Origin of the sequence: Clostridium ljungdahlii (assembly GCF_001636845.1) — a bacterium.
GTDB lineage: Bacteria > Bacillota > Clostridia > Clostridiales > Clostridiaceae > Clostridium_B > Clostridium_B ljungdahlii_A.
This window is the reverse complement of the sequence record NZ_LITT01000064.1, coordinates 105,679-128,519: the sequence shown is the minus strand read 5'-3', so window position 1 is coordinate 128,519 and position 22,841 is coordinate 105,679. Positions and strand designations below refer to the sequence as shown.

The following is a 22,841-nucleotide window of genomic DNA, read 5'->3' as shown; positions in this document are numbered from 1 at the left end:
GTTTCTCCCACTAAATTTAGATGAATTTTCCTATAATAGTGGAAAGTGGAATTGGAATTGTTGTTATGATTGGAGGAATTATAATGAATGCAGCTATTTGCAAATCAGGCAATGTAGTTGTATCCAAATCAGATATAGAACTTTCACATAAAAGGTGCAAAAAGTTCCTTATTGACCCACACCAGGTATTTAGTAAAAAAATAATATATGATGTTGAATTACAAAAAAGATTTGCAGCTAACAGAAATTTGATATTGACTGCAGCACCTTATATGGAACATTTGGTTAACTTTGTAAAGAAATTTAATTTTTTTGTATTACTTACAGATGGAGAAGGATGTATATTAAATGCATTAGGTGATGAAAAAATACTTTCAGAAGCCTTTTCTTTGAAAATGGTGCCGGGAGCTTTTATGGATGAAGAAAATATTGGGACAAATGCTATGAGCATGGTTATAAAAAGTAAGCTGCCAGTTCAAATATCTGGAGATGATCATTTTATTAATGCATATCATAAGTGGACATGTTCTGCGGCACCTATAAAAGATAATAAAGGAAAAATTATAGGAGTTTTGAGTATTACTGGATATATTGAGTTTGTACATTCCCATACACTTGGGATGGTTATAGCAGCATCAAATGCTATAGAAGAAATGCTTAAAGTAAAAGAGTACAACAAGATTAAAAATATGAACTACAAGTATATGGAAAACATATTTAATTCCAGTCCTATTGCTATACTAACCTCAGATATAAATGGTAAAATAAAAATTTGCAATAAAAAAGCTCAAGATATGTTTAGCATTACAAACGGTAAATTAAAAACACATAAAGTGGAAGATATCATAGAAAACTGGAATGATATAAAGACATCCATATGTTTAGGGGAAAGTGATTTAAGAGAGACAAATATAGTAGTAGTGAAAAACAAAACTCAATATCAGTTAACTACTAGTTCTATATATAATTGTGAAGACGATAATATTGAGATAGTATATGTTTTTGAGGAGATCAAAAGGGTAAATAAAAGAGAAAATAGACAGGCTTATTATACTTTTGATAAGATAATGGGTCAGCATGAAAACTTTACAAAATTAATAAATTATGCAAAAAAGATTTGAGATAGTAAATCAACTATACTTATAATGGGAGAAAGTGGTACGGGAAAAGAAGTGTTTGCACAATCCATTCATAATTATAGTGGAAGAGTAAATAGACCATTTGTAGCTTTAAATTGTGGTGCTATCCCTAAACAACTTATAGAGTCGGAGCTTTTTGGATATGAGGAGGGGGCTTTTACAGGAGCTAAAAAAGGCGGAAATCTTGGGAAATTTAGATTGGCAGATGGTGGAACTATAATGCTGGATGAAATTGGAGAAATGCCTATGGATATGCAGACAAAGCTTCTACGGGTCATACAAGAGGGTGTAATAACAACAATTGGAAGTTCAAAGTCTATACCTATAGATGTAAGAATTATAGCTGCCACCAATAGAGATTTAAAAAAAGAGGTAGAAGCCGGAAGATTTAGAAAAGACTTATATTACAGATTAAATGTGCTGCCTTTATTCTTACCTCCACTTAGAGAAAGAAAAAAGGATATACCTCTTCTTGTTGAATATTTTGTTAAGAATATTTCACAAAAATTAAATAAAAAGGAGCCAGTCATATTAAAAAAATATTTGAAGAAAATGATTAAATATAACTGGCCTGGAAATATAAGGGAATTGGAAAATTTGGTTGAGCTAATTGTAAATACAGGATCTATACCAGCAGATTACTTTACAGAAGAAAATTGTGATAATGAGGTACTTGTAGATATTAGTGATGACTGTCTAAAATTAGATTATGTGGAAAAAGAACATGTAATTAAAGTATTGAAGAAATTTAGAGGAAATATAACCCATTCAGCAGAAGCACTTGGTATAAGAAGAAATACTTTGTACAACAAGATTGAAAAGTATAATATAAAGATATAAAAATACCCTATAGAGTTTTTAATATACTCTATAGGGTATTTTTTAAATATTTCTTTCTAAAATTAATCAAAGAGAAATCAATATTGATTCATATAATATTATGTACAAAATTTGATTATTTATTATAGGGGTAATTCATCAAGCTAGTGAACGAAAATAATAGATTAAATCAATTATATTAACAAATTATGATAAAACCAATTTAATGAAATATTAGTAGTTTATGATACAAACTTGAATTCTATAAATACATCCTTTTCGTAATTTGTTCATTTAAGTCCTTTATAATAATATAGGTTACATTTGTAAAAATATATTTACATATCCTTTTGGTACAATAATTAAAATTTGTAGTATAATTATGTATTAGAAATGCGATGTTAGTATGATGTTGTAGATACAGAAAGATGAAATTTTGACTAATTGTGAATTAATTTCATATTAGTTCTAAACTGAAAAAGTTGAGTAATTAAAATATAAAAATACTTATGGAAAAAGGTGATTACATGCTTAAGATAGGTTCACATGTTTCAATGAATGGAAAAGATATGCTTTTAGGTTCTGTAAAAGAAGCTCTTTCTTATGGAGCAAATACATTTATGTTTTATACGGGGGCACCTCAAAATACTTCTAGAAAACCCTTAGAAAAGCTTAGAATTGATGAAGCAATAGAAAAAATGAATGAAAATGGTATTGATGAAATAGTAGTTCATGCTCCTTATATAATAAATATTGGGAATAGTATAAAGCCTGCTACTTTTGAACTTGGAGTGAATTTCTTAAGACAAGAAATAGAAAGGTCTTCTGCTATAAAAAAAGTAAAACAGCTTGTGCTGCATCCTGGTGCCCATGTAGGGGCAGGCACGGAAGCTGGTATAGCACAGATTGCAAAAGGATTAAATGAAGTTATAACTGGAGATCAAACTGTACAAATAGCCCTTGAAACCATGGCAGGGAAGGGCTCGGAATGTGGAAGAAATTTTGAGGAAATTGCAAAAATAATAGATGGAGTAAAATACAACGAAAAAATTACAGTTTGCTTTGACACCTGTCATATTAACGATGCAGGATATAACGTAGCAGAAGATTTTGACGGGATATTGAATGAGTTTGATCATATAGTAGGTATAGATAGATTAAAAGTAATTCACTTAAATGACAGTAAAAATCCTAAAGGGAGTAGAAAAGACAGGCATGAAATGATTGGATTTGGCAGCATTGGATTTGATGCGCTTTCTTATGTGGCAAATCATGAAGATTTAAAAGATGTTCCTAAAATTTTAGAAACCCCTTATTTAGCAAATATTGAAGGTGTAAAAAGACCTCCTTATAAATATGAAATTGCTATGCTTAAAGCTAAAAAGTTTAATGAAAATATCAAACAAGATATATTTGCAAATTAACTACTAGGGGGTAATACTAGGGTAGCTACGATAAGCCACAAGCTCATTTCCTTAAAATGTAAGTGAGCTTGCGGTTTAATTATTCTTTATATTTAGTATAATCTTGGTATGGATAGTTATGTATTAATTTATAATTTCTTTGTTATGCGACGCAAAAACACCGCAGAATTCAATTTTAAATAATGCAGTGTTTAGGTAAAATTGTTCGCTTTTTCAGTTGTTACACTAAATAAGGATGATGTGAGTTATCTTTTCTTTCATTTGGTTATAAAGCATCATATTTTTCGACCAATTCACAGATTCGTCCCAGCACATGAAATACAATAAAAAAAGACGTTTCAAAATGTACATAATCCATGATATTCTCATCCCACAAAACCTGGAGACTAGCCGGAAATTCTTCATCCGACTCCCAGAACTGAACCATTATTGGCAGAAAATCAAACGTATCCAGAAGATAGGAAACATCTCCATTGCCCGTCTTTACTCCACCCAGCTGCTCACATGCTCTGCTCATCAAATCCAGTTTATGATCAAAGAATTTTTCATAATGGATGTAAATCTCCCCACCGGAATTAGCTGACTCTACAGTTCCTTTCAAATTATTGATTTTATTGTATCGTCCAGATAAGTGGCAATTGTCTTTGGAATAACATAATACATCAAAGATTGACATTGCTTCATTATAATCAGCTGCTGTAGTATGTATAAATTCATCTTCTGACCATTCCACTTTTCCACTGTTTCTGTTAATACGATATTTTCTTTGAACAAACATCAGATACAGATACTGTTTATCATATTCCAGATGAAATTTTTGAATCATATGCATCTGATTATATTTCAGAAATTCTGTCTGCATCTGATCTCGCATGATTTCATAGTTTGATTGTCTCATTGTCTCCTCTTCTCCTTTTTACATATATTTCTAGATGATTTTGCTCTTTTAAATAATCTTTATTTCGTCATACACTACAACTGCGATTTAATCATTATGAAAACAATACCATAAAATCGATATATTTTCATTACTTTGCAGAAAGCATAGAAATATAACAGATTTACCTTATTTTAAAATAGGTATTCTTTCATCCATATTCAATTCAAAATTACCATAAGGATTAATATGATTATAAATTAATGGTGTTAAAGCTCTGAGATCTTCTGTAGTTAATGTGTTTTCCCATTTGTCTTTTGATAATACTTGCTGAATCATTATTGAACATATTATCTATAGTGTCTAAATGCAATAAGATATTCAGTACATATTCCCAAAATAAGTAATTGAATTTGCGGTTGGTTGTAGCTGCCCTAAGACTACCCCTACTATAATTTCATTTTAAATAAATTATCACAGATATGAAAAATATATACATATTATATGTTATAATTTATATATTACAATAATTTTATTATTTACCATGTTATATCATTTTTGTATATAAGCTAAAATAAATGTAATTATATAAATTTAGGAGAGATATTTTATGAATGAAAAGAAGAGATTTAGTATTACAAGATATACTATTTTTATAGCAATTATGATAATTATTTTTTTGACAATAATCATAAGGCTTTTTTTTCTTCAGGTAGTGAAAGGCAATGAGTTCAAGGAGCAGGCAAGTAATAAATCTATAAAAGAAATTTCAGAGGTAGCTCCAAGGGGTACAATTCTGGATTCTAAGGGCAATATTTTAGTTGCCAGCACCCAAGGGTACATGTTGATATATAACCAAACTGATAATCAGGATAAAGTTTTTTTCAGTACTATGAATAAGGTATTTAAAATATTGGATGATAGTGGTGAAAGTCAACAGGATGATTTTGAACTAAAAGTTAATCCTTATAGATTTGAATTTAGAAGTGATGATGAAGATACAAGAAAAAATCTTGAAATTAAGTTCAAAAGAGATCGGGGATTAAATGAGGAATTAGAAAAAAATATCAAGAAAAAAAACAAGAATATATCTGATGATGAACTTAAAGTGCAGGTTAATAAAGAACTTTTGGATATATCTCCAGAGGATACCTTCAAAAAGTTTATGAAACGATATGGTATAAGTAATACTTATCCTCTCGAACAACAGAGAAGACTCATGATTATAAAAGATACTTTAAAAATGAATAGCTTTTCAGGATATAAACCTGTTATTGTGGCCAGCAATATAAAGAAAGAAACTGCCTTTAAATTTTTACAAATGTTAAATGAACTTCCAGGAATAGATGTGACCACAGAACCTATAAGATCTTATCCAAATGGAGATTTAGGATCAAATTTTTTAGGGTATATATCAAAAATATCTTCTAGTTATGGAAAGTATACAGAAAAAGGATATGATGTAAGTAGTGATTACGTAGGGCAAGCAGGAATTGAAGGAGCCCTTGAGGACAGATTAAAAGGATCAAAGGGTGGAAGGATAGTAAAGCTGAATAAAAATGGGAAAATAACTGAAGAACTTGGGAAAAAGGAATCGTGTCCTGGACAGACAGTACAGCTTACTATAGATACAAATGTGCAAAAAGCTTCAGAAAATTCCCTTGAAAGTACTTTGGCAGGGCTTAGGAGTAATCCTTATGAACAGCTAGGATCAAATACTTCAAATGCTACAAGAGGAGCAGCTGTAGCAGTAAATGTGAATACGGGAGCAATAGTAGCAATGGCTCAGGTACCAAGATATGATCCAAATTTGTTTACAATACCAGGAAACTTGAGTTCAGAAATGTACAATAAATATTTCAACCCTAATCTAGAACAATTTGGAAGAAATTATATTGAAACACGAGGAATTACATCTAATTATCCAGGGGAAAGTGAGGATGAAGTGTTGAATGAACTTTTTCCAATTGATAAAAGCATAAAAAACAATACTACTATGAGAAAAGATGTATATGATATATATCCAAAACCTTTTTATAATTATGCCACTCAATCTCTTATTCCTCCAGGTTCTACTTTTAAACCCATAACTGCTATTGCAGGTCTTGAAACTGGAGTTATAACTCCAGATTTTACTGTAGATGATCAAGGAAAATTTGATCAGGGAGGAAAAATAGTAGAGTTTAAATCGGATGGCCCTCAAGGAGTTGTAAATCTTATAAGTGCCATAGAGAAATCCAGTAACCCCTATTTCATGACAGTAGCAGAAAAGCTTAGAAATGCGCTTGGAGATAATATTCTAGCAAAATATGCATGGAGGTTCGGATTGGGTATAGATCCAAACAGCAGCGTTAAAGCTGCTACGGGAATAGAAATATCAGAAAAGTTTGGGCAGGTATATAATACTGTGTCGAATAAAACTGCTTATGCTAGCACTTATCTTTGGAAAACTATGTCTGTACTTAAAAATGGGCAAGATGACTACGGACACAAGATTGTTACAGTAGATTTATATGATAACGATAATGATTCAAAAGAAACAACACAAATTAAAAATAATATTAAAAATCTTATAAGAGATTGTATAAAAAATGGAACTAGTTCTTTTGACAAATCAAAATATAAGGAATTATTTTCAGAACTTACATCAAAGGATGCTAATAATAAAAAGGATATAAGTGACAGCCAAATGAATAATTTAATCAGTGCAATATATAGTATTACTATTTCAGATGCCAATGCACAACTAAAGGTACCTGCAAACATAGAAAATGCTGCTATAGGTCAAGGATTAAATCAATTTACACCTCTTCAAATAGTGAATTATATTGCAACTCTTGCAAATGGAGGTACTAGATATAAACTCCACTTGGTAGATCAATATCTAGATACAGATGGAAAAGTAATTGAAAAAGTCAAGCCAGAGGTTATGAAAAAAACTGGTGTCAGTGCCGCAAATTTGGAGTCTGTTAAAGAAGGAATGAATGCTGTTAATGAAAATGGTACAGCATCTAATGTATTTAAAGGATTCCCAATAAGTGCAGCAGGTAAAACAGGTACTGCTCAAAGTCTTGGTAATCAAGAACAAGTTGGAAGAACAGACTATGCAGAGTATGTAGGATTTGCTCCTAGTGATAAACCAGAAATAGCAGTATGTGTTGTTTTATTCGATGGTGGCCACGGAGGGGTTGGTGCAGCTTCTGTAGCTAGAGATATTTATTCTTCATATTTTAATAGAAATAATAAAATTAAATGAATATTCATTGATACAGTACTATATTTCACTGTTTGAATAGTGTACTTAAATGCTCCTATAGGTTTAACAAAAATTTGTGATTATTATCCTTTAGATAAGGAAAGTATATTAGTTAGTAGAAACTATTGAATTAGAGAAAATTAATTGTAATGAGCAAATTTTTGATGAATGGTTAAGAGGAGATGTAGTATAAATTGAGAGATGATTATAGGAATCTATTTAAATTCATAATAAAGGCATATTATAGTGGAAATTTTGAAGAAGAAGTGACGTCATTTTTATTAGAGTCTAAAATGGATAAACAGGAATTGTGTAAGATTATATCTACATTGTGCGGCACTAATATAGATTACAGCTCTAACTTTATAGAAAATTTGAAAAAAGCAATAGAGTCTTATAAACAAGATGGTAAAATAGTCAATAAAGTTAAAGATTGTTCTATGGAATGTGTGGATGAGAAAGGTGAGATACTATGTCAAAAAACATGTCCTTTTGATGCAATTTTTATAGACAATAAGAAAAATTGTGCTTACATAGATAAAGAAAAGTGTACTGATTGTGGTTTTTGTGTAGATGTTTGTCCTACTGGGGGAATAATGGATAAAGTTCAATTCATTCCTCTGGCTGATATTTTAAAAAGTAAATCTCCAGTTGTGGCCATAGTGGCTCCTGCTATAATAGGGCAATTTGGGGAGGATGTTACTATGGACCAACTTAGGACTGCTTTTAAAAAACTAGGATTTACTGATATGATTGAAGTGGCATTTTTTGCGGATATGCTTACTTTAAAGGAATCTATTGAATTTGACAATCATGTAAAAGATGAAAAAGATTTTATGATAACTTCCTGCTGCTGCCCTATGTGGGTGGCTATGGTAAAAAAGGTATACAGTAGTTTGGTTAAACATGTATCTCCTTCTGTATCTCCGATGGTTGCAGGAGGAAGAGTGCTTAAAAAGTTAAGCCCTTACTGTAAGGTAGTGTTTATAGGACCATGTATTGCTAAAAAATCTGAGGCAAAGGAAGAAGATATAAAAGGAGCAATAGATTTTGTACTTACTTTTGAAGAATTAAGAGATATATTTGATGCTTTTCATATAGTTCCATCTAAGCTTGAAGGAGATTTTTCCTCTAAATATGCTTCTAGAGGTGGAAGATTATATGCCCGTACAGGGGGAGTTTCTATTGCAGTAAGCGAGGCTGTGGAAAGGATTTTTCCTGAAAAACATAAATTATTTAGTGCAATTCAGGCAAATGGTATTAGAGAATGTAAAGAAATGCTTACCAAGGTGCAAAATGAAGAAATAAAAGCTAATTTTATTGAAGGAATGGGCTGTATTGGTGGATGTGTAGGTGGTCCTAAAGCAATTGTACTTAAGGATGAGGGTAGGGATCGAGTAAATAAATTTGCACAAGATTCTGAAATAAAAGTTGCTGTAGATAGTGAATGTATGCATGGAGTATTACATGCTTTGGATATACATTCTATAGATGATTTTAAGGATGAGAAAAAAATAGAACTGTTAGAACGAGAATTTTAATTTATAGAGAGTTTCTAAACCAAAATCAACTTATGTACATCAATAGATTATTAGTAATTGAAAATTATATTTAAGTTAAGAACCTAACTTTTGCAGTTGAAAAACTTTGCAAAACAATTTTTTCAAGAGGACAATTGACAGAGGACATAGGACAGTGAAGGTAAGTTTTCTTCCTTATGTCAGAAAACTAATTTATTTTTTTAGGCTTGTTTTGCTAATGCAAAACAAGCTTAAAATTTATATAAGTCATCAATATTTCACTTTAGTGAAATGAGTCATTAAAAATTTAATTAAAGATTTTTCGTAGTGCAGCGTAGAAAAATCCTCCTTCACTGTCCTCTGTCAATTGTCCTTTGTCCTCTCAAAAATATTGCGGCGCAATATTTTTATATTAGACCCAAATTTCGTATGTGTGAAAGTTGAGCTATATTTTATCAATTAAGTTATCTTATTTGCTTCTTAATAAATTATCTATGCTATTAAAGTTATATCCTTTTTTATTAAGTACTTCTACCATCTGGTGTAGTGGTGAATTGGTTGAATAAGTGTAAGTTGGGTATCCATTTTTCTCTGTTGAAAGATTTATATAGTCAAACTCAATGTAGGGGTGGTAGAATAAACTTGCAACCGTACTGTCACTTATTTCCCTTATTTTATTCAACATATTTATGCAATCACTTTTACCATCTACATATCCTAGAGGAGTTGGAATGTAAACAGCTTTTCTATGACTGTTTTCAAACTTTACAATATGTTTGGATTCTGTAAAACCTCCATTTATTGAATAAGGTTCATACATATACTTGAAGGATTTTTCTATTGCTGTCATTTGTTCGGGTAGTATAGCATAATGGGGTGCTTCAAAAAAATCACAATTTATATCTAATGCTTTTGCTGTCTCTAGAGCCTTATTAATTCTATCCTTAGCATATTCAGCGCTTGCTGGAATGTTATCTTTTTTACTTCGGTGAAATTCTATTGCGTCAATGCTTTTTGTATTTCCATATTGATGGGTGTATCCATGAAGTCCTAAAATAGCATTTTTATTTATCATGTAGTCCAGTGTAAATACAAAGTCAGCATTAAACATATTATTTTTCTCCAATAAATTGTTGTCTATATTCATGGAAGGATCAACATATCTTGGAACCCAGGCAGCGTAAAATATTGTTCCTTTACCATATAAATAATCAGTTACTATACGCAATTTTTCTAAGGTTTCATGGGAGTTGTAAAGTCCTCCTGCAGAAATATCTTCTAATCTCAGTAAAGCTGCTTTCTTCTTTACAGGGGTAGAACTTGACATAACTATATCCTTATTTTTGTAAAAGCGTATTTCTGAACTTTTTTCATTCCAATAAGTTTTTAAGTTAAACATATTAGTAAAATCAAATAGAGATATATATAAAATATTTTGTTTTAGAAATGTTCTATGTCTTAACTTATGTGTTGTTCCATTTATTTTATAAGTAGTCCCTTTAGTATCAATAAGAGAGCGTGTTGAGAGAAAATTTAATTCAGCTTTTCCATGTTTCATTGAAAATTTTCCATCTAAATTAGATACTATTTCATTTACAGGTATGTAATATATGTTGTTTTTTACACCTATAGGTAAGTCAATCTTAATTTTTCTATTTTCGTAAACTAAGTTTATAGGTGCTTTTTTTAAGTCGAAGATGTCTAGTGAAAAATTTTTATAACTAGAACTGCCTTTTACGTTAATTATACTGCCTTTAAAAATTATCGCACCTAATAATGTAAAAACAGTAAGTGCAATTATAATTGTTAATATAGTAAATTTACGATTTCTAATAATATCACTTCTTTCAAAAATCATACTTTAACACTATTTATTATATTGTTTTTATAGAAATATATGTATTAAGTTAAATTTAACTTGTATAGCAGAAATTATATAAGGATTAAATACACGCCTATTCAGGTGAGTGAAATAATTTTATGTTATAATATAGTAAAATTTAGAGCTCATAGTAAATGTAATTAAATGGCTAAGAAGATAATTACTTATGATGTCTTTGATGAAAGATTTGGAGGAGAATTAATGAGAATTTTACATACTTCTGATTGGCATTTGGGAAAAAATCTAGAGGGACATAGTCGTATGGATGAACAGGAGGCTTTCCTCAAAGATTTTGTACATATAGTTTCGGAAAATGATGTGGATTTAATAATTATTGCAGGAGACATTTATGATAGTCCTAACCCACCCGCAAGAGCGGAAAAAATGTTTTATGATACGCTAAAAAAACTGTCTTCAAATGGGCAGAGAGTGACTTTAGTTATAGCAGGTAATCATGATAATCCTGACAGGTTAGTAGCAGCAGGACCTTTAGCCAGAGATCATGGAATTATAATGGTGGGCACACCAAAATCTGTAGTGCCTGTAGGAAATTATGGCAGGCACACAGTTGTGAATTCAGGAGAAGGATTTGTTGAAATTCATATAAATGGGGAAAAAGCTGTCATACTTACAGTTCCTTTTCCAAGTGAAAAGAGGCTAAATGAAGTTTTGTACGGAGATATGGATGAGGAAGAGGAAAGGGCTAAGTCTTATGGTGACAGAATAAAGGCATTGTTTAGTAAATTAAGTAAAAATTATAGAGAGGATACTATAAATATAGTAGTATCTCATTTATTTACTATGGGTAGTGAAGAATCAGGTTCAGAGAGAAATGCACAGCTTGGAGGAAGCTTTATTGTAGATTCAAGCTGTTTTCCTGAAAATGCCCAGTACATTGCACTTGGTCACATACATAAACCTCAAATAGTACCAGCTACGGAAAAGAGGGCTAGGTATTCGGGATCTCCTTTAGAATACAATAAAAAAGAAATTAATTTTAAAAAGAAATGCTTTATTGTAGATGTAAAAGTAGGAGAAAAGTGTACAGTAAAGGACATAGAATTTAAAACATATAAGCCCATAGAGGTGTGGAAATGTAAAAATATCCAGGATGCAATAGAAAAATGTGAAGAAAACAAGGATAGGAATTGCTGGGTCTATTTGGAGATAACCACGGACAGGTATATAAGAGAAGATGAAATAAAAATAATGAAAACTACTAAGAAAGATATAATTGAAATTATGCCTAAAATAGTTGAAAAAAGCAATGAGAATTTTGATATAAATAGTTTTTCGCAGAAATCTTTTAAGGATATTTTTAAAGAGTTTTATTTAAAAGAGAGAAAAGTAGAACCTCAGGAAGAATTAGTTAATATGTTATTGTCTGTTATGGAAGGTGACGAAAACAATGAAGCCGATTAGACTTAAAATAAAAGGATTAAACAGTTTTATAGAATCACAATGTATAGATTTTGGGAAATTGACACAAAGAGGTTTGTTTGGAATATTTGGACCTACGGGAAGTGGAAAATCGACTATACTTGATGGTATGACTTTGGCTTTATATGGTGAAACATCCAGAAAAAGTTCAAATTACATCAATATAAATTGTAATACTTTAAGTGTTAGTTTTGAATTCCAGATATCTGGAAGAAATATAAAAAGATATAGAGTTGAAAGGGAATTTAAAAGAGACAATAAAACAGGCAGCCCCAGAAGTAAGTTAGCTAAAATAGTGGATGTTACAGATGATGTGGAAAAGATATTAGAAGAAGGCGCGAGAAATGTAACTGAAAAATGTGAGGATATTATTGGACTTAGGTTAGAGGATTTTACAAGGACTGTAGTTTTACCCCAGGGGAAATTTAGTGAATTTTTAAGGCTTGAGGGTAAAGACAGAAGAAATATGCTTGAAAGACTTTTTAACCTTCAAGAATATGGTTATGAGCTTTCTGAAAAATTGTCAAAGAAGATTGGCAGGGAAAAAGATAAGGCAAATTTAATTGAAGGTGAGTTAAAGGGTTATGAAAATATAAATGAGAAAGTTTTGGAGGAGAAGAAAAAGACACTTTGCGAATTAAATAAAAATTATGATAAGTGTCAAAGTGAACTAGCTGATTCGCAAAATGAATTTAACGATGGAAAAGAACTGTGGAATCTTCAAGAAGAGTTAAAACATCAAGTGATAGAGCAGGAGAAACTTAAGAAAAATGAAGTATACATAAATGAAATTCAGAAAAAAGTTTTATTAGGGGAAAGTGCAGCAAAAGTAAAACCTTATGTTGATGAATATGAAAATACGCTCTCAAAAATTAAAAATATAGAAAAAGAACTTTTGATTTTAAATGATACTATGAAATATATAAAAAATAATAAAAATGAAATAGAGAGTAAATTAGAGAATGCCAAAAACAAAAGAAATAATGAATTGCCTAATTTAAAAATAAAGGAACAAAGGGTTGTTGAGGCAATAGAAGAAAAGTCAGTTTTAAATATATTACTTCATGATAAAGAAAAATTAGAAAAAAATATTGCAATTTTAAAACAAGATTTGCAAACTAACAGTAAGACTATAGAAAAAAGTGAGGTAGACATTAGTAGGATAAACTCTCAGATAAAATATAGTGAAAATAAAATGCAGGTTTTGAAAATTCCTGAAGAGTATAAGAAAAAGATTAATGAAGGCATAATGATTTTGAACAATCTTGAAAGCATTGGTGAACAGAAAAAAAATGCAGTTAGGGATATGGAAAGCTTGAAATCGAGTATTGAAACTGAAGAAAAGAAAAGTGAAATACTAGCTAAGAAAAATAAAGAAAAGTCCAATTTATTAGAAGATAATAATAAGTTACTTAATAATTTAATAGAGAACTGTCCTGGGGATCAAAACTCACTTTTAGCTTTGCAGAAAAATTTAACAGATGCAAGAGACAAATGGAGTAAATATTATGAATATGAAGATGATTTACGCAGCAGCAATACTTTGATAGAAAAGCTTAAAGTTGAGCTTGAAGAAGAGAAAAATGAAAAAGGTAATTTAGAAAATGAAATTGAAGAAATAGATAAAAAAGTAAAAAAGATTGAAGCTGAAAATTTGGCACATACTTTGAGGGAATCTTTAGTAGAAGGAGAGCCATGTCCTGTATGTGGATCGGTTCATCATGTTGTAGAAAATGTTATAATTTTAGATTCAAGTAATTTGAAAGAGCTAAAACTTGATTTGGATGCAAAAATTCAAAAAAGTAATACACTAAGTAATGAAATAGTGAAAATAGATACGAATATTAAAGTACAAAAAGAAAATACAGCAGACAGACAGAAAAAAATGAAAGAATTAGGTGAAAATTTTAAAGCATTTCCTTTAAAAGACATTGAAAGTAAGTTTAATAATTTAAAGGAAGCTGTGGATGAATTCAATAATAAAAAAATAGCTCTGGAAAATAAGATTAAAATTTTAAATCAAGATAAAAATATCATAGAAATTGAGTACAGTAAATCAGTTACGAGAAAGGTAGAAAACAGTTCTCAGCTTCAAAAGTTACAGGAAAGTTTTCAGAAAATAGACCAGAAGTGTGCAAAAATAAATAATGAATATGAATTATTGAAACAAGAACTTGGTATCTGTAATTTTAAAGAAAAGAATGAGGAAATCCTTAAAAAGGAGAAAAGTAGAACATTACTTGAAAATGTTATAAAAAATCTAAGAAAAGATTTAGAAATTGAACAAAGAAAAAAAGAGAGCTTAAATGAAAAACTAATGACTTTACAGACGCAGTTAAGCAAAAACAGTGCTACCTTCGTAGAAAAAAATAAAAGCATAATGGAAAAAGAAAATAGTATAAAAGATAAAGCTTGTGGTAGGAAAGACTTAGAAAATTTAAAAAGAGAAATATCAGGTAACATAAAAAAAATAGAGTATGAATATGAGGAAGTAGAAAAAAACAGTAAAAGAATAGAAAAGCAGTATAATGAATGCTGCAGCAGCATAATAGCAGTTCAGAAAAATTTAGTTAACTTAAATGAGAGATGTACAGATGACCTGAAAAATTTAAGAAAGGCCTTATCAGAAGAAAAAGTTGAAAATATAGTTGAGGCTAAAAATAACTATATGTCTAAAGATAAAATTGAGGAACTTAAGCTTAAAATAGAACAATATAGAAATGCGATTATTAAAATAATTGGTACTATAGAAAACCTTAATACAAAAATAGGTGACAGGAGTTTAAGTGAAGACAGATGGATTGAAATACAAAATACTAGGGATAAAAATACTGAAACTTTAGAAAAGTTAAAAAAGGACAAAATAGAGCTTGAAAGGGAAGTCAAAGATATAGACGAAAAAATAGGGCAGCTTACAAAACTTTTAAATAAAAAACAAAAACTAGAACATGAATTAAGTCTTTTAGATGATCTGGATAAACTGTTCAAAGGAAAAAAGTTTGTGGAATTTGTAGCTCAGAATCAGCTGAAATATATATCCATAGAAGCAGACAAGAGATTAAAGGAAATTACCTGTGGGAATTATGGATTGGAAGTTGATAAGGATGGCAGATTTATTATAAGGGATTATAAAAATGGTGGAGCACAAAGAGATGCATCTACTTTATCTGGGGGAGAGACTTTTGTAACATCACTGGCACTGGCACTAGCACTATCTTCCCAAATACAATTAAAGGGAAGTGCGCCGCTAGAACTATTCTTCCTGGATGAAGGTTTTGGAACTCTTGATGATAACCTCCTGGAGGTGGTTATGGATTCCCTGGAGAAAATTCATAATGATAGGTTGTCCATAGGTATAATAAGTCATCTTGAATCAATTAAAGATAGGATGCCTGTGAAGCTTATAGTTGCTCCTGCAGAGGCAGGGATGGGTGGAAGTAAAGTTAAAATAGAAATAAATTAATTATGAAATCATTGGGATTCTTTATTGACATTGACTTAAACTTATAGTAAACTCGTGTTTAAAGATAAAAGCAATGACAGGACTAGTAGATATGTTAAATATTTTAAAGAGAGTGGGGCAAGGTGAAATCTCATAAATATACATATCTAGGATCACCCTGGAGCTGTAGGCTGAACGTATTGTAAGCTGATCCGGCTTTGTATAGGCCGTTATATGAATTAAGTAGAAATTGGGTGGTACCGCGACAGACTTTTTCGCCCCAGCGAAAGAGAGCTGTTTTTTTTATACACCAAAAGGATAGGTTAAAGGTGTAGTGGATATTGTTTTATTTGCCACCTTTACATTGATAACGCGGTGAAGCTTTGCCAGATATAAGTATGACAGCATATCAGTTAATTTAAAAAATTTACAGAAGGGATGGAGACTTGGTAATGAATATTGTAGTTTTAATTAAACAGGTTCCTGATATGGAAAAAGTAAAATTTGACAGAGAAAAGGGAGTAGTGGATCGTAAATCTGCAGGTGTAGAGATCAATCCATTTGATCTAAATGCACTGGAAGCAGCAGTACAAATAAGTGAAAAAATTGACGCTAGGGTTACAGTAGTAAGTATGGGACCTCCAAGTGCAGATCAGGCGTTAAGGGAATGCATTGCAAGAGGTGCTAATGAAGGAATTCTTATAAGCGATGTAAAATTTGGAGGGTCAGATACTAAGGCCACATCATCTATACTTGCAAGTGCAATAAAAAAAATAGGCAGCTGCGATTTGGTGATTGCTGGAGAAAAAACTGTGGATGGAGATACAGGTCAGGTTGGACCTGAAGTTGCAGAATTTTTGGATGTACCTCATGCAAGTTATGTAAGCAAAATTACAGATGCAAGTGATGATAAAATTGAAGTTTGTTCTGAAATATGGGAAGGAACTTATTTAAAGAGTGTAAAGTTACCAGCTCTAATTACAGTTACTAAAGATATAAATGAACCAAGGCTTCCGACCTTTAAAAATAAAATGAAAGCTAGAAAAGCTGAGATAAAGACTTTAAAGTTTGAAGATTTAAAGGAATATACAGATGTTGATAAAGTTGGCTTTAAAGGATCACCTACAAAGGTTAAAAAGATAGAAGTACCAAAAATACAGAAAAGACAAGGAAAAATTTATAGAGAAGCAGATGCAGCAAAGGCAGAAGATGAACTTATAGGTATATTTAGAAAAAAGAAGATTTTGGAGGCATAATGATATGGAAAAGGAATATAATGGAGTTTTAGTATTTGCAGAACAAAAAAAAGGGGAAATTCATAAAGTAAGTTATGAACTTCTTGGAAAAGCTAGGGAACTTGCAGGTAAGTTAGATATACCTGTGTACAGTGTACTTTTAGGACCTTGTGGTATTAAAGCTGAGGAACTTATATACAGGGGTGCAGATAAGGTATTTTATGTTGAGGATGATATATTTAATGCACCGGAAGAGACAGTTTATAAAACTAACCTGGAAAATTTGATTAAGAAAATTAAACCTGAAATTTGTTTAATAGGGGCAACAAGTCTTGGAAGATCACTGGCACCCAGGCTTGCAGCTTCTCTTGAAACAGGGCTTACGGCAGATTGTACAGGCCTTGAAATAGATGAAGATGAAAGACTTATACAAATAAGGCCTGCCTTTAGTGAGAATATATTGGCACATATAAAGTCAGACACATACCCACAGATGTCTACAGTAAGATATAAGGAATTTAATGAAAGCAAGAGAGATGAAAATAGAAAAGGTGAAATTGTAAAAGTAGATGCAGTTAAGCCTGAAAATGAACTTGTAAAAGTTATAAAAGAATTGAAATCCCAGGAAGTAAACATCTCTGATGCAAGTGTTGTAGTTGCAGCAGGCAAAGGATTAAAGAAGGCAGAAGATATGGCTATGATAAAAGAACTTGCTGACTTACTTTCTGGTGTAGTAGGAGCTAGCAGGGAGATAGTTGATGATGGATTTATATCTAAGGACTTCCAGGTAGGATACAGTGGAAACAGGGTAAAACCTAAATTATATATAGCTTGTGGAATTTCAGGGGCTCCACAGCATTTGGCAGGAATGAAGGAATCAGACTTTATTGTTGCAATTAATACAGATCCGTCAGCTCCGATATTTAATGTAGCTGACTACGGAATAGTAGATGATATGTACAAGGTATTACCTGATTTAATTAGTAAAATAAAGCAGGTAAGTTTAGAAGTTGTAGATTGTTAGAATAAAAAAAGGGGGCATTAAAAATGAATACTGATTTAATAAAAAATTCACCAGAAAAAGTAGTTGAAAGTTTAAGGAAAGTTGTAGGAGATGATTGGGTTACTAATGATTTATCTCAAATGCAGGGTTATCTTTATGATGAGACCGAAACATTACTTCGTCCAGAAGCATGTAAAGATTGTGTGGTAGTTAAACCAGCTTCACCTGAGGAAATATCAGAAGTGTTAAAGTATGTAAATAAGGAAGTATTGCCTGTAATCGTCAGGGGCGGCGGTACAGGAGTAGTTGCTGGAGCGATACCAACACAGCCAAGCATTATTTTATCCTTGGAGAGACTAAATAAGGTTGTTGAATTTGACGAAAAGAATCTTATGATTACTTTAGAATCTGGAGCAACATTATCTCAACTACTTGAAGAACTAAATAAGAATGGCAAATTATTTTTTCCTGTACATCCGGGAGATGAAGGTGCACAAGTGGGAGGCATGGTTGCAGCAAATGCAGGTGGTACAAGGGCTGTAAAGCATGGAATTATGAGAAATCATGTTAAAGCGTTGGAAGTGGTTCTTGCAACAGGAGAGATAATTACTTTAGGTGGTAAATTACTAAAGAATAACATGGGTTATGATTTACTTCAGCTTATGATAGGAAGTGAAGGAACCCTTGGAATTATTACAAAAGTAACACTTAGATTATATGCAAGAAGTAAATGCAATGGAACATTACTGGTTTCATTTAATAGCCAAAGAGATGCCTGTGATGCAGTACCTGAAATACTGCAAGAGGGAATCACACCTCTTGCCATTGAATACATGGATAGAGTAATATCTGAAAAGGCAGCAGAGCAGCTTGGAACTACCTGGCCTGCAGCTAAAGGCTCTGTAGATTTGATGTTCATATTGGATGAATGTAGTGAAGATGATTTGTATTCTAATAGTGAAAAACTTGTAGAAATATGTGAAAAACATGGTTCTGTAGATAGCATTGTAGCGGAAACTGAAAAGGATCAGAGGCATCTTTTGCAGATAAGAAGCAATGCATATGGCCCTTATAAGGATAATATAGCAGATATTATGGATGTAGCTGTACCACCGTCTTCTGTACCTGATTTCTTTGATGATGTAAAAAGGTTGACTAAAGAGTATGGCAATGAAATTGTATCTCTTGGCCATATAGGAGATGGAAATATTCACAACTTTATCATGGGTGACAATGGCAAACTCCCTGCTAATTATGAGCAGCTTAAAGAAGAGATATACAAGACTGCAATAAAGTATGGTGGAACAATAACAGCAGAGCATGGTACAGGAAAGACTAGAAAGAAGCATATGCCTCTTCAATTTAGTCAGGCTGAAATAAATATCATGGAGAATATCAAAAGAGCTTTTGACCCAAATAGTATTTTGAGTCCTGGAAATATAGTGGATTAGAAGTTATATCAATTTCTAATAAGAGTCTGTGTTAGCTCATTATGTGCTGTGAGTAGCACAGGCTTTTTGAATATTAAATTTCCAGTATAACGTTGAAAAAGGAGATGTGTGTAGTATGAAAACCATAAAAAATATATCTGCCATTGGATTAGGAGCTATTGGATGTGCCTACACCAGTAAATTGTATGATTTTAATCCAGAAGGAATAAAATTTATAGCTGGAGAAGAAAGAGCTGAAAGGTACAAAAAAAGTGGATTTATAATTAACGGGAAAAAGTATAATTTTACGTATATAGATCCAAAGGAAAAATGCCAGCCAGCAGATTTGATTATTGTCTCCGTAAAGTCAAATCAGTTAACTCAAGCTATTTGTGATATGAGAAACCATGTAGGAGAAAATACTATCATAATTTCTCTCATGAATGGCATTACTAGTGAGGAAATTATAGGAAAAGAATATGGAATGGATAAGATGCTTTATGCCTTATGCATTGGCATTGATGGAAATCGTAAGGAAAACAATATCAGTTTTTCTAATATTGGAAACATAACCTTTGGAGAAAAGGTAAATAAAATTTATTCAGAAAAAGTACAGAAAGTAAAGACTCTCTTTGACAATGCAAAAATTCCTTATAAAATTCCAGAAGACATGATGCGTGCTCTGTGGTATAAGTTTATGGTAAATGTAGGTATAAATCAAACCTCAGCAGTTCTTAGGGCAACTTATGGTGTATTTCAAACTAAAAATGAGGCTAAAGAACTTATGGAATCTGCAATGTGGGAAGTGGTAAAATTATCACAAAAAGTAGGAGTTAATTTAAGCAAAAATGATATAGAAGAATGGCAAAAAGTGTTGAATACTCTAGGACGTGACAGCAGGACCTCAATGTGTCAGGATATTGTATATGGCAGAAAAACTGAAGTTGATATATTTGCAGGTACTGTTTGTAAGTTAGGAGAGAAATATGGTGTAGATACTCCTGTTAACAGGACACTTTTAAATATAATAAAGTTAATTGAATAGGTGAGTTTTATAGCATTTTAAGGGTATATTTTTTTACGCTTTTTTAAAAAATGGGTAAATATTATCATTATAGCATTGTTATACCAATTAGTTTATTGTAAAATAGAATAGGATTCAGTTTCAAGTAAAATTCATTGAAGTTTAGGGGGAAATTGAGGGGGTTTTAGTGTGAATAAAAGTCCTATAACTGTTTTAAAAGAAAAATGTACAGGTTGCAATAAGTGTATAAGAACTTGTCCTATTCTTGGTGCAAATGTTACAATAACTGAAAATGGTGTAAGTAAGGTTTACATAGATGAGGAAAGATGTATTGGGTGCGGTGAATGTGTAAAGGTTTGCGAACATGGGGCTAGAGATTTTAAAGATAGTACTGAAAACTTTTTTAAGGATTTGAAAAAGGGTAAAAAAGTAACAGTAATAGCTGCACCATCTATTATAGTTAATATTAAAAATTACAAGAAATTTTTTGGATATCTTAAATCTTTGGGAGTATCTATAATTTATGATGTTTCTTTTGGTGCAGATATTACTACCTGGGCTTATCTAAAAGCAATGAAGGAGAATAATATTTCTTCTTTAATATCGCAGCCCTGTCCTATCGTGGTTAATTATATTGAAAAATATAAGCCCGAATTAATAGAATATTTAGCGCCTATACACAGTCCTATGATGTGTACTGCTGTTTATTTGAAAAAATATAAGCGTATATGTGAAGATATAGCTTTTCTGTCACCTTGTATTGGCAAGTTAATTGAAATAAATGATAAGAATACAGATGGGTATGTGAAATATAATGTAACCTATAAAAAGATTTTAGATTATTTGAGAGATAATAATGTTAATTTGAACAATTACGATGAAGTTGAATTTGATAATGTTCCTGCTTCTCTGGGGGTTGTTTATAGTTTACCAGGCGGATTAAAAGCAAATGTAAAAGCTAGGACTGAAGAATTACATGTTCTTCAAGTAGAGGGACATAAAGAGGCAATCGAGTATTTGAATAAGTATTCTGATAGAGTTAAAGCTAATAAGCTTCTACCTAGTTTACTGGATATTTTAAATTGCAAAAATGGATGCAATATAGGTACAGCTTCCTTAAATAATTTAACGGAATATGATATTCAATATAGGTTTCATAATATGAAGATGGAAAAGTTAAAGGAAAAAACTGGTTTACTTAAGAAAAAAATCAAATCAATAGACGAGTACTTTGATAAAAATCTTAATTTAAACGATTTCGTAAGAAAGTATACTGCACAGAAGGTTAAAAAAATAATTGAACCTACTCAAAAAGATTATGACAACATATTTAATGAGATGATGAAAACTACAACTTTAGGAAAAGAATTTAACTGTTCTGCTTGTGGATATACTACTTGCAAGGAAATGGTAAAGATGATTTTTAATGGTATAAATTCTAAGGAAAATTGTATTTATTATGTGAAGAAAAAAATCAATATGGAATATAGCGAACTGGAAGAAAAAAATAAAGAGGTCAAAGAGTCTATAAACAAAATAACTGTACTAGCTGAGGAAAGACAACGAAAATCAGATGAAATAATTAAATTTGCAAATACTCTATTGGCAGCTATAAATGAAGTAAGTAAAGGAAATGAGGAAAGTGCATCCGCAATTCAAGATATAGTAGAAGAATTAAAGTCAATAATGGATATATCAAGTAAGTTAAAGGAAAATATTCATCAGATAAACGAAAAATTAGGTAAATTCACGGATTCATCAGATAGTATTGTGGCTATTTCAGAGCAGACTAATTTACTTTCGCTAAATGCCGCAATAGAAGCAGCACGGGCAAATGAACATGGAAAAGGTTTTGCAGTAGTAGCAGATGAAGTAAAAAAGCTAGCAGAGCAATCTAAAACTACTGCACAATCTACTAAAAATGAAGAAAATGCAATGATGCAATCTATTTTAAAGGTTATTGAAGTATCTGATTTACTCCAGAGTAAAATGGATAATATAAATAACGATATATTAACTATATCGGAAACTATCCAAGAGATAAGTGCTAAGAGTCAGGAGATAGTCTCTAGCTCTGAAAAGTTAATAAATAGTGAGTCACATTAATTTAATTGAAGCCATCGTAAAAACTGAGTTATACCATATATAACTCAGTTTTTTGCTGACCAAATTAGGAAGTATAAGACAAGTGAGTTGACCTTAATTAAAAAAGGATATATTATGTAATATGACGTTTATGATATTACTGTAAAATTTTATATTAATAACTATACTTACGTGTACCACAGCTGCAATTTTGGACAAAAGCTGTCATCTTTTGCATTAGCGGATGCACTTGGTAAATTTAAAG

At 31.2% G+C, this 22,841-nt stretch carries 12 protein-coding genes, 2 pseudogenes and 1 other annotated feature; of the genes and pseudogenes, 11 read left to right on the top strand and 3 right to left on the bottom strand.

What is annotated here, in order from left to right:
• Positions 1–83 precede the first annotated feature (83 nt).
• Together WY13_RS19460 and WY13_RS19455 are read left to right on the top strand one after the other, a co-directional pair.
• Positions 84–1,979, top strand: a pseudogene (locus WY13_RS19460) (sigma-54-dependent Fis family transcriptional regulator).
• 506 nt (positions 1,980–2,485) lie between these two features.
• Entirely contained in the window at positions 2,486–3,382 is an 897-nt protein-coding gene (locus WY13_RS19455; protein ID WP_063557214.1) for a deoxyribonuclease IV, read from the top strand.
• Between the two features lie 265 nt (positions 3,383–3,647).
• On the opposite strand, the gene WY13_RS19450 is transcribed toward WY13_RS19455, so the two are convergent.
• Both WY13_RS19450 and WY13_RS21250 read right to left on the bottom strand, forming a co-directional pair.
• Positions 3,648–4,280, bottom strand: a complete 633-nt coding sequence (locus WY13_RS19450) for a DUF3786 domain-containing protein (protein ID WP_063557213.1) — start codon at positions 4,278–4,280, stop codon at positions 3,648–3,650.
• Between the two features lie 168 nt (positions 4,281–4,448).
• Positions 4,449–4,604, bottom strand: a pseudogene (locus WY13_RS21250) (Tn3 family transposase); the annotation flags it as partial.
• A gap of 265 nt (positions 4,605–4,869) precedes the next feature.
• Here WY13_RS21250 and WY13_RS19445 point away from each other — a divergent pair.
• Together WY13_RS19445 and WY13_RS19440 are read left to right on the top strand one after the other, a co-directional pair.
• Positions 4,870–7,515 (top strand): penicillin-binding transpeptidase domain-containing protein, encoded by a 2,646-nt coding sequence (locus WY13_RS19445; protein WP_063557212.1) that lies wholly within the window; start codon positions 4,870–4,872, stop codon positions 7,513–7,515.
• A 194-nt stretch (positions 7,516–7,709) separates the two neighbouring features.
• Complete coding sequence (locus tag WY13_RS19440) at positions 7,710–9,056, top strand: [Fe-Fe] hydrogenase large subunit C-terminal domain-containing protein (protein WP_063557211.1); 1,347 nt, start codon at positions 7,710–7,712, stop codon at positions 9,054–9,056.
• 448 nt (positions 9,057–9,504) lie between these two features.
• Here WY13_RS19440 and WY13_RS19435 read toward each other — a convergent pair whose 3' ends face one another.
• Positions 9,505–10,893, bottom strand: a complete 1,389-nt coding sequence (locus WY13_RS19435) for a DUF2334 domain-containing protein (RefSeq protein ID WP_063557210.1) — start codon at positions 10,891–10,893, stop codon at positions 9,505–9,507.
• A 225-nt stretch (positions 10,894–11,118) separates the two neighbouring features.
• Between WY13_RS19435 and WY13_RS19430 the strand changes: the two genes are divergently transcribed.
• The 7 genes from WY13_RS19430 (at position 11,119) to WY13_RS19400 (ending at position 22,597) form a co-directional block, all read left to right on the top strand.
• Positions 11,119–12,339 carry an exonuclease SbcCD subunit D gene (locus WY13_RS19430; RefSeq protein ID WP_063557209.1) on the top strand — a complete coding sequence of 407 codons (1,221 nt, stop codon included), beginning with the start codon at positions 11,119–11,121 and terminating at the stop codon, positions 12,337–12,339.
• Positions 12,326–15,820: an AAA family ATPase gene (locus WY13_RS19425; protein WP_063557208.1), complete on the top strand. Its 3,495-nt coding sequence runs from the start codon at positions 12,326–12,328 to the stop codon at positions 15,818–15,820. The genes WY13_RS19430 and WY13_RS19425 overlap by 14 nt, the downstream gene beginning before the upstream one ends.
• A 64-nt stretch (positions 15,821–15,884) precedes the next feature.
• Positions 15,885–16,085, top strand: a binding site (T-box leader).
• 166 nt (positions 16,086–16,251) lie between these two features.
• A complete protein-coding gene (locus tag WY13_RS19420; protein ID WP_063557207.1) occupies positions 16,252–17,055 on the top strand; it encodes an electron transfer flavoprotein subunit beta/FixA family protein in 804 nt (267 codons plus the stop codon).
• 4 nt (positions 17,056–17,059) lie between these two features.
• Entirely contained in the window at positions 17,060–18,058 is a 999-nt protein-coding gene (locus tag WY13_RS19415; RefSeq protein ID WP_063557206.1) for an electron transfer flavoprotein subunit alpha/FixB family protein, read from the top strand.
• A 23-nt stretch (positions 18,059–18,081) separates the two neighbouring features.
• Positions 18,082–19,488 carry an FAD-binding oxidoreductase gene (locus WY13_RS19410; RefSeq protein WP_063557205.1) on the top strand — a complete coding sequence of 469 codons (1,407 nt, stop codon included), beginning with the start codon at positions 18,082–18,084 and terminating at the stop codon, positions 19,486–19,488.
• A gap of 115 nt (positions 19,489–19,603) precedes the next feature.
• Positions 19,604–20,512, top strand: coding sequence for a ketopantoate reductase family protein (locus WY13_RS19405; protein WP_063557204.1), 909 nt, complete (start codon positions 19,604–19,606; stop codon positions 20,510–20,512).
• Positions 20,513–20,680: 168 nt separating this feature from the next.
• Positions 20,681–22,597, top strand: a complete 1,917-nt coding sequence (locus WY13_RS19400) for a [Fe-Fe] hydrogenase large subunit C-terminal domain-containing protein (RefSeq protein WP_063557203.1) — start codon at positions 20,681–20,683, stop codon at positions 22,595–22,597.
• Positions 22,598–22,841: the final 244 nt, after the last annotated feature.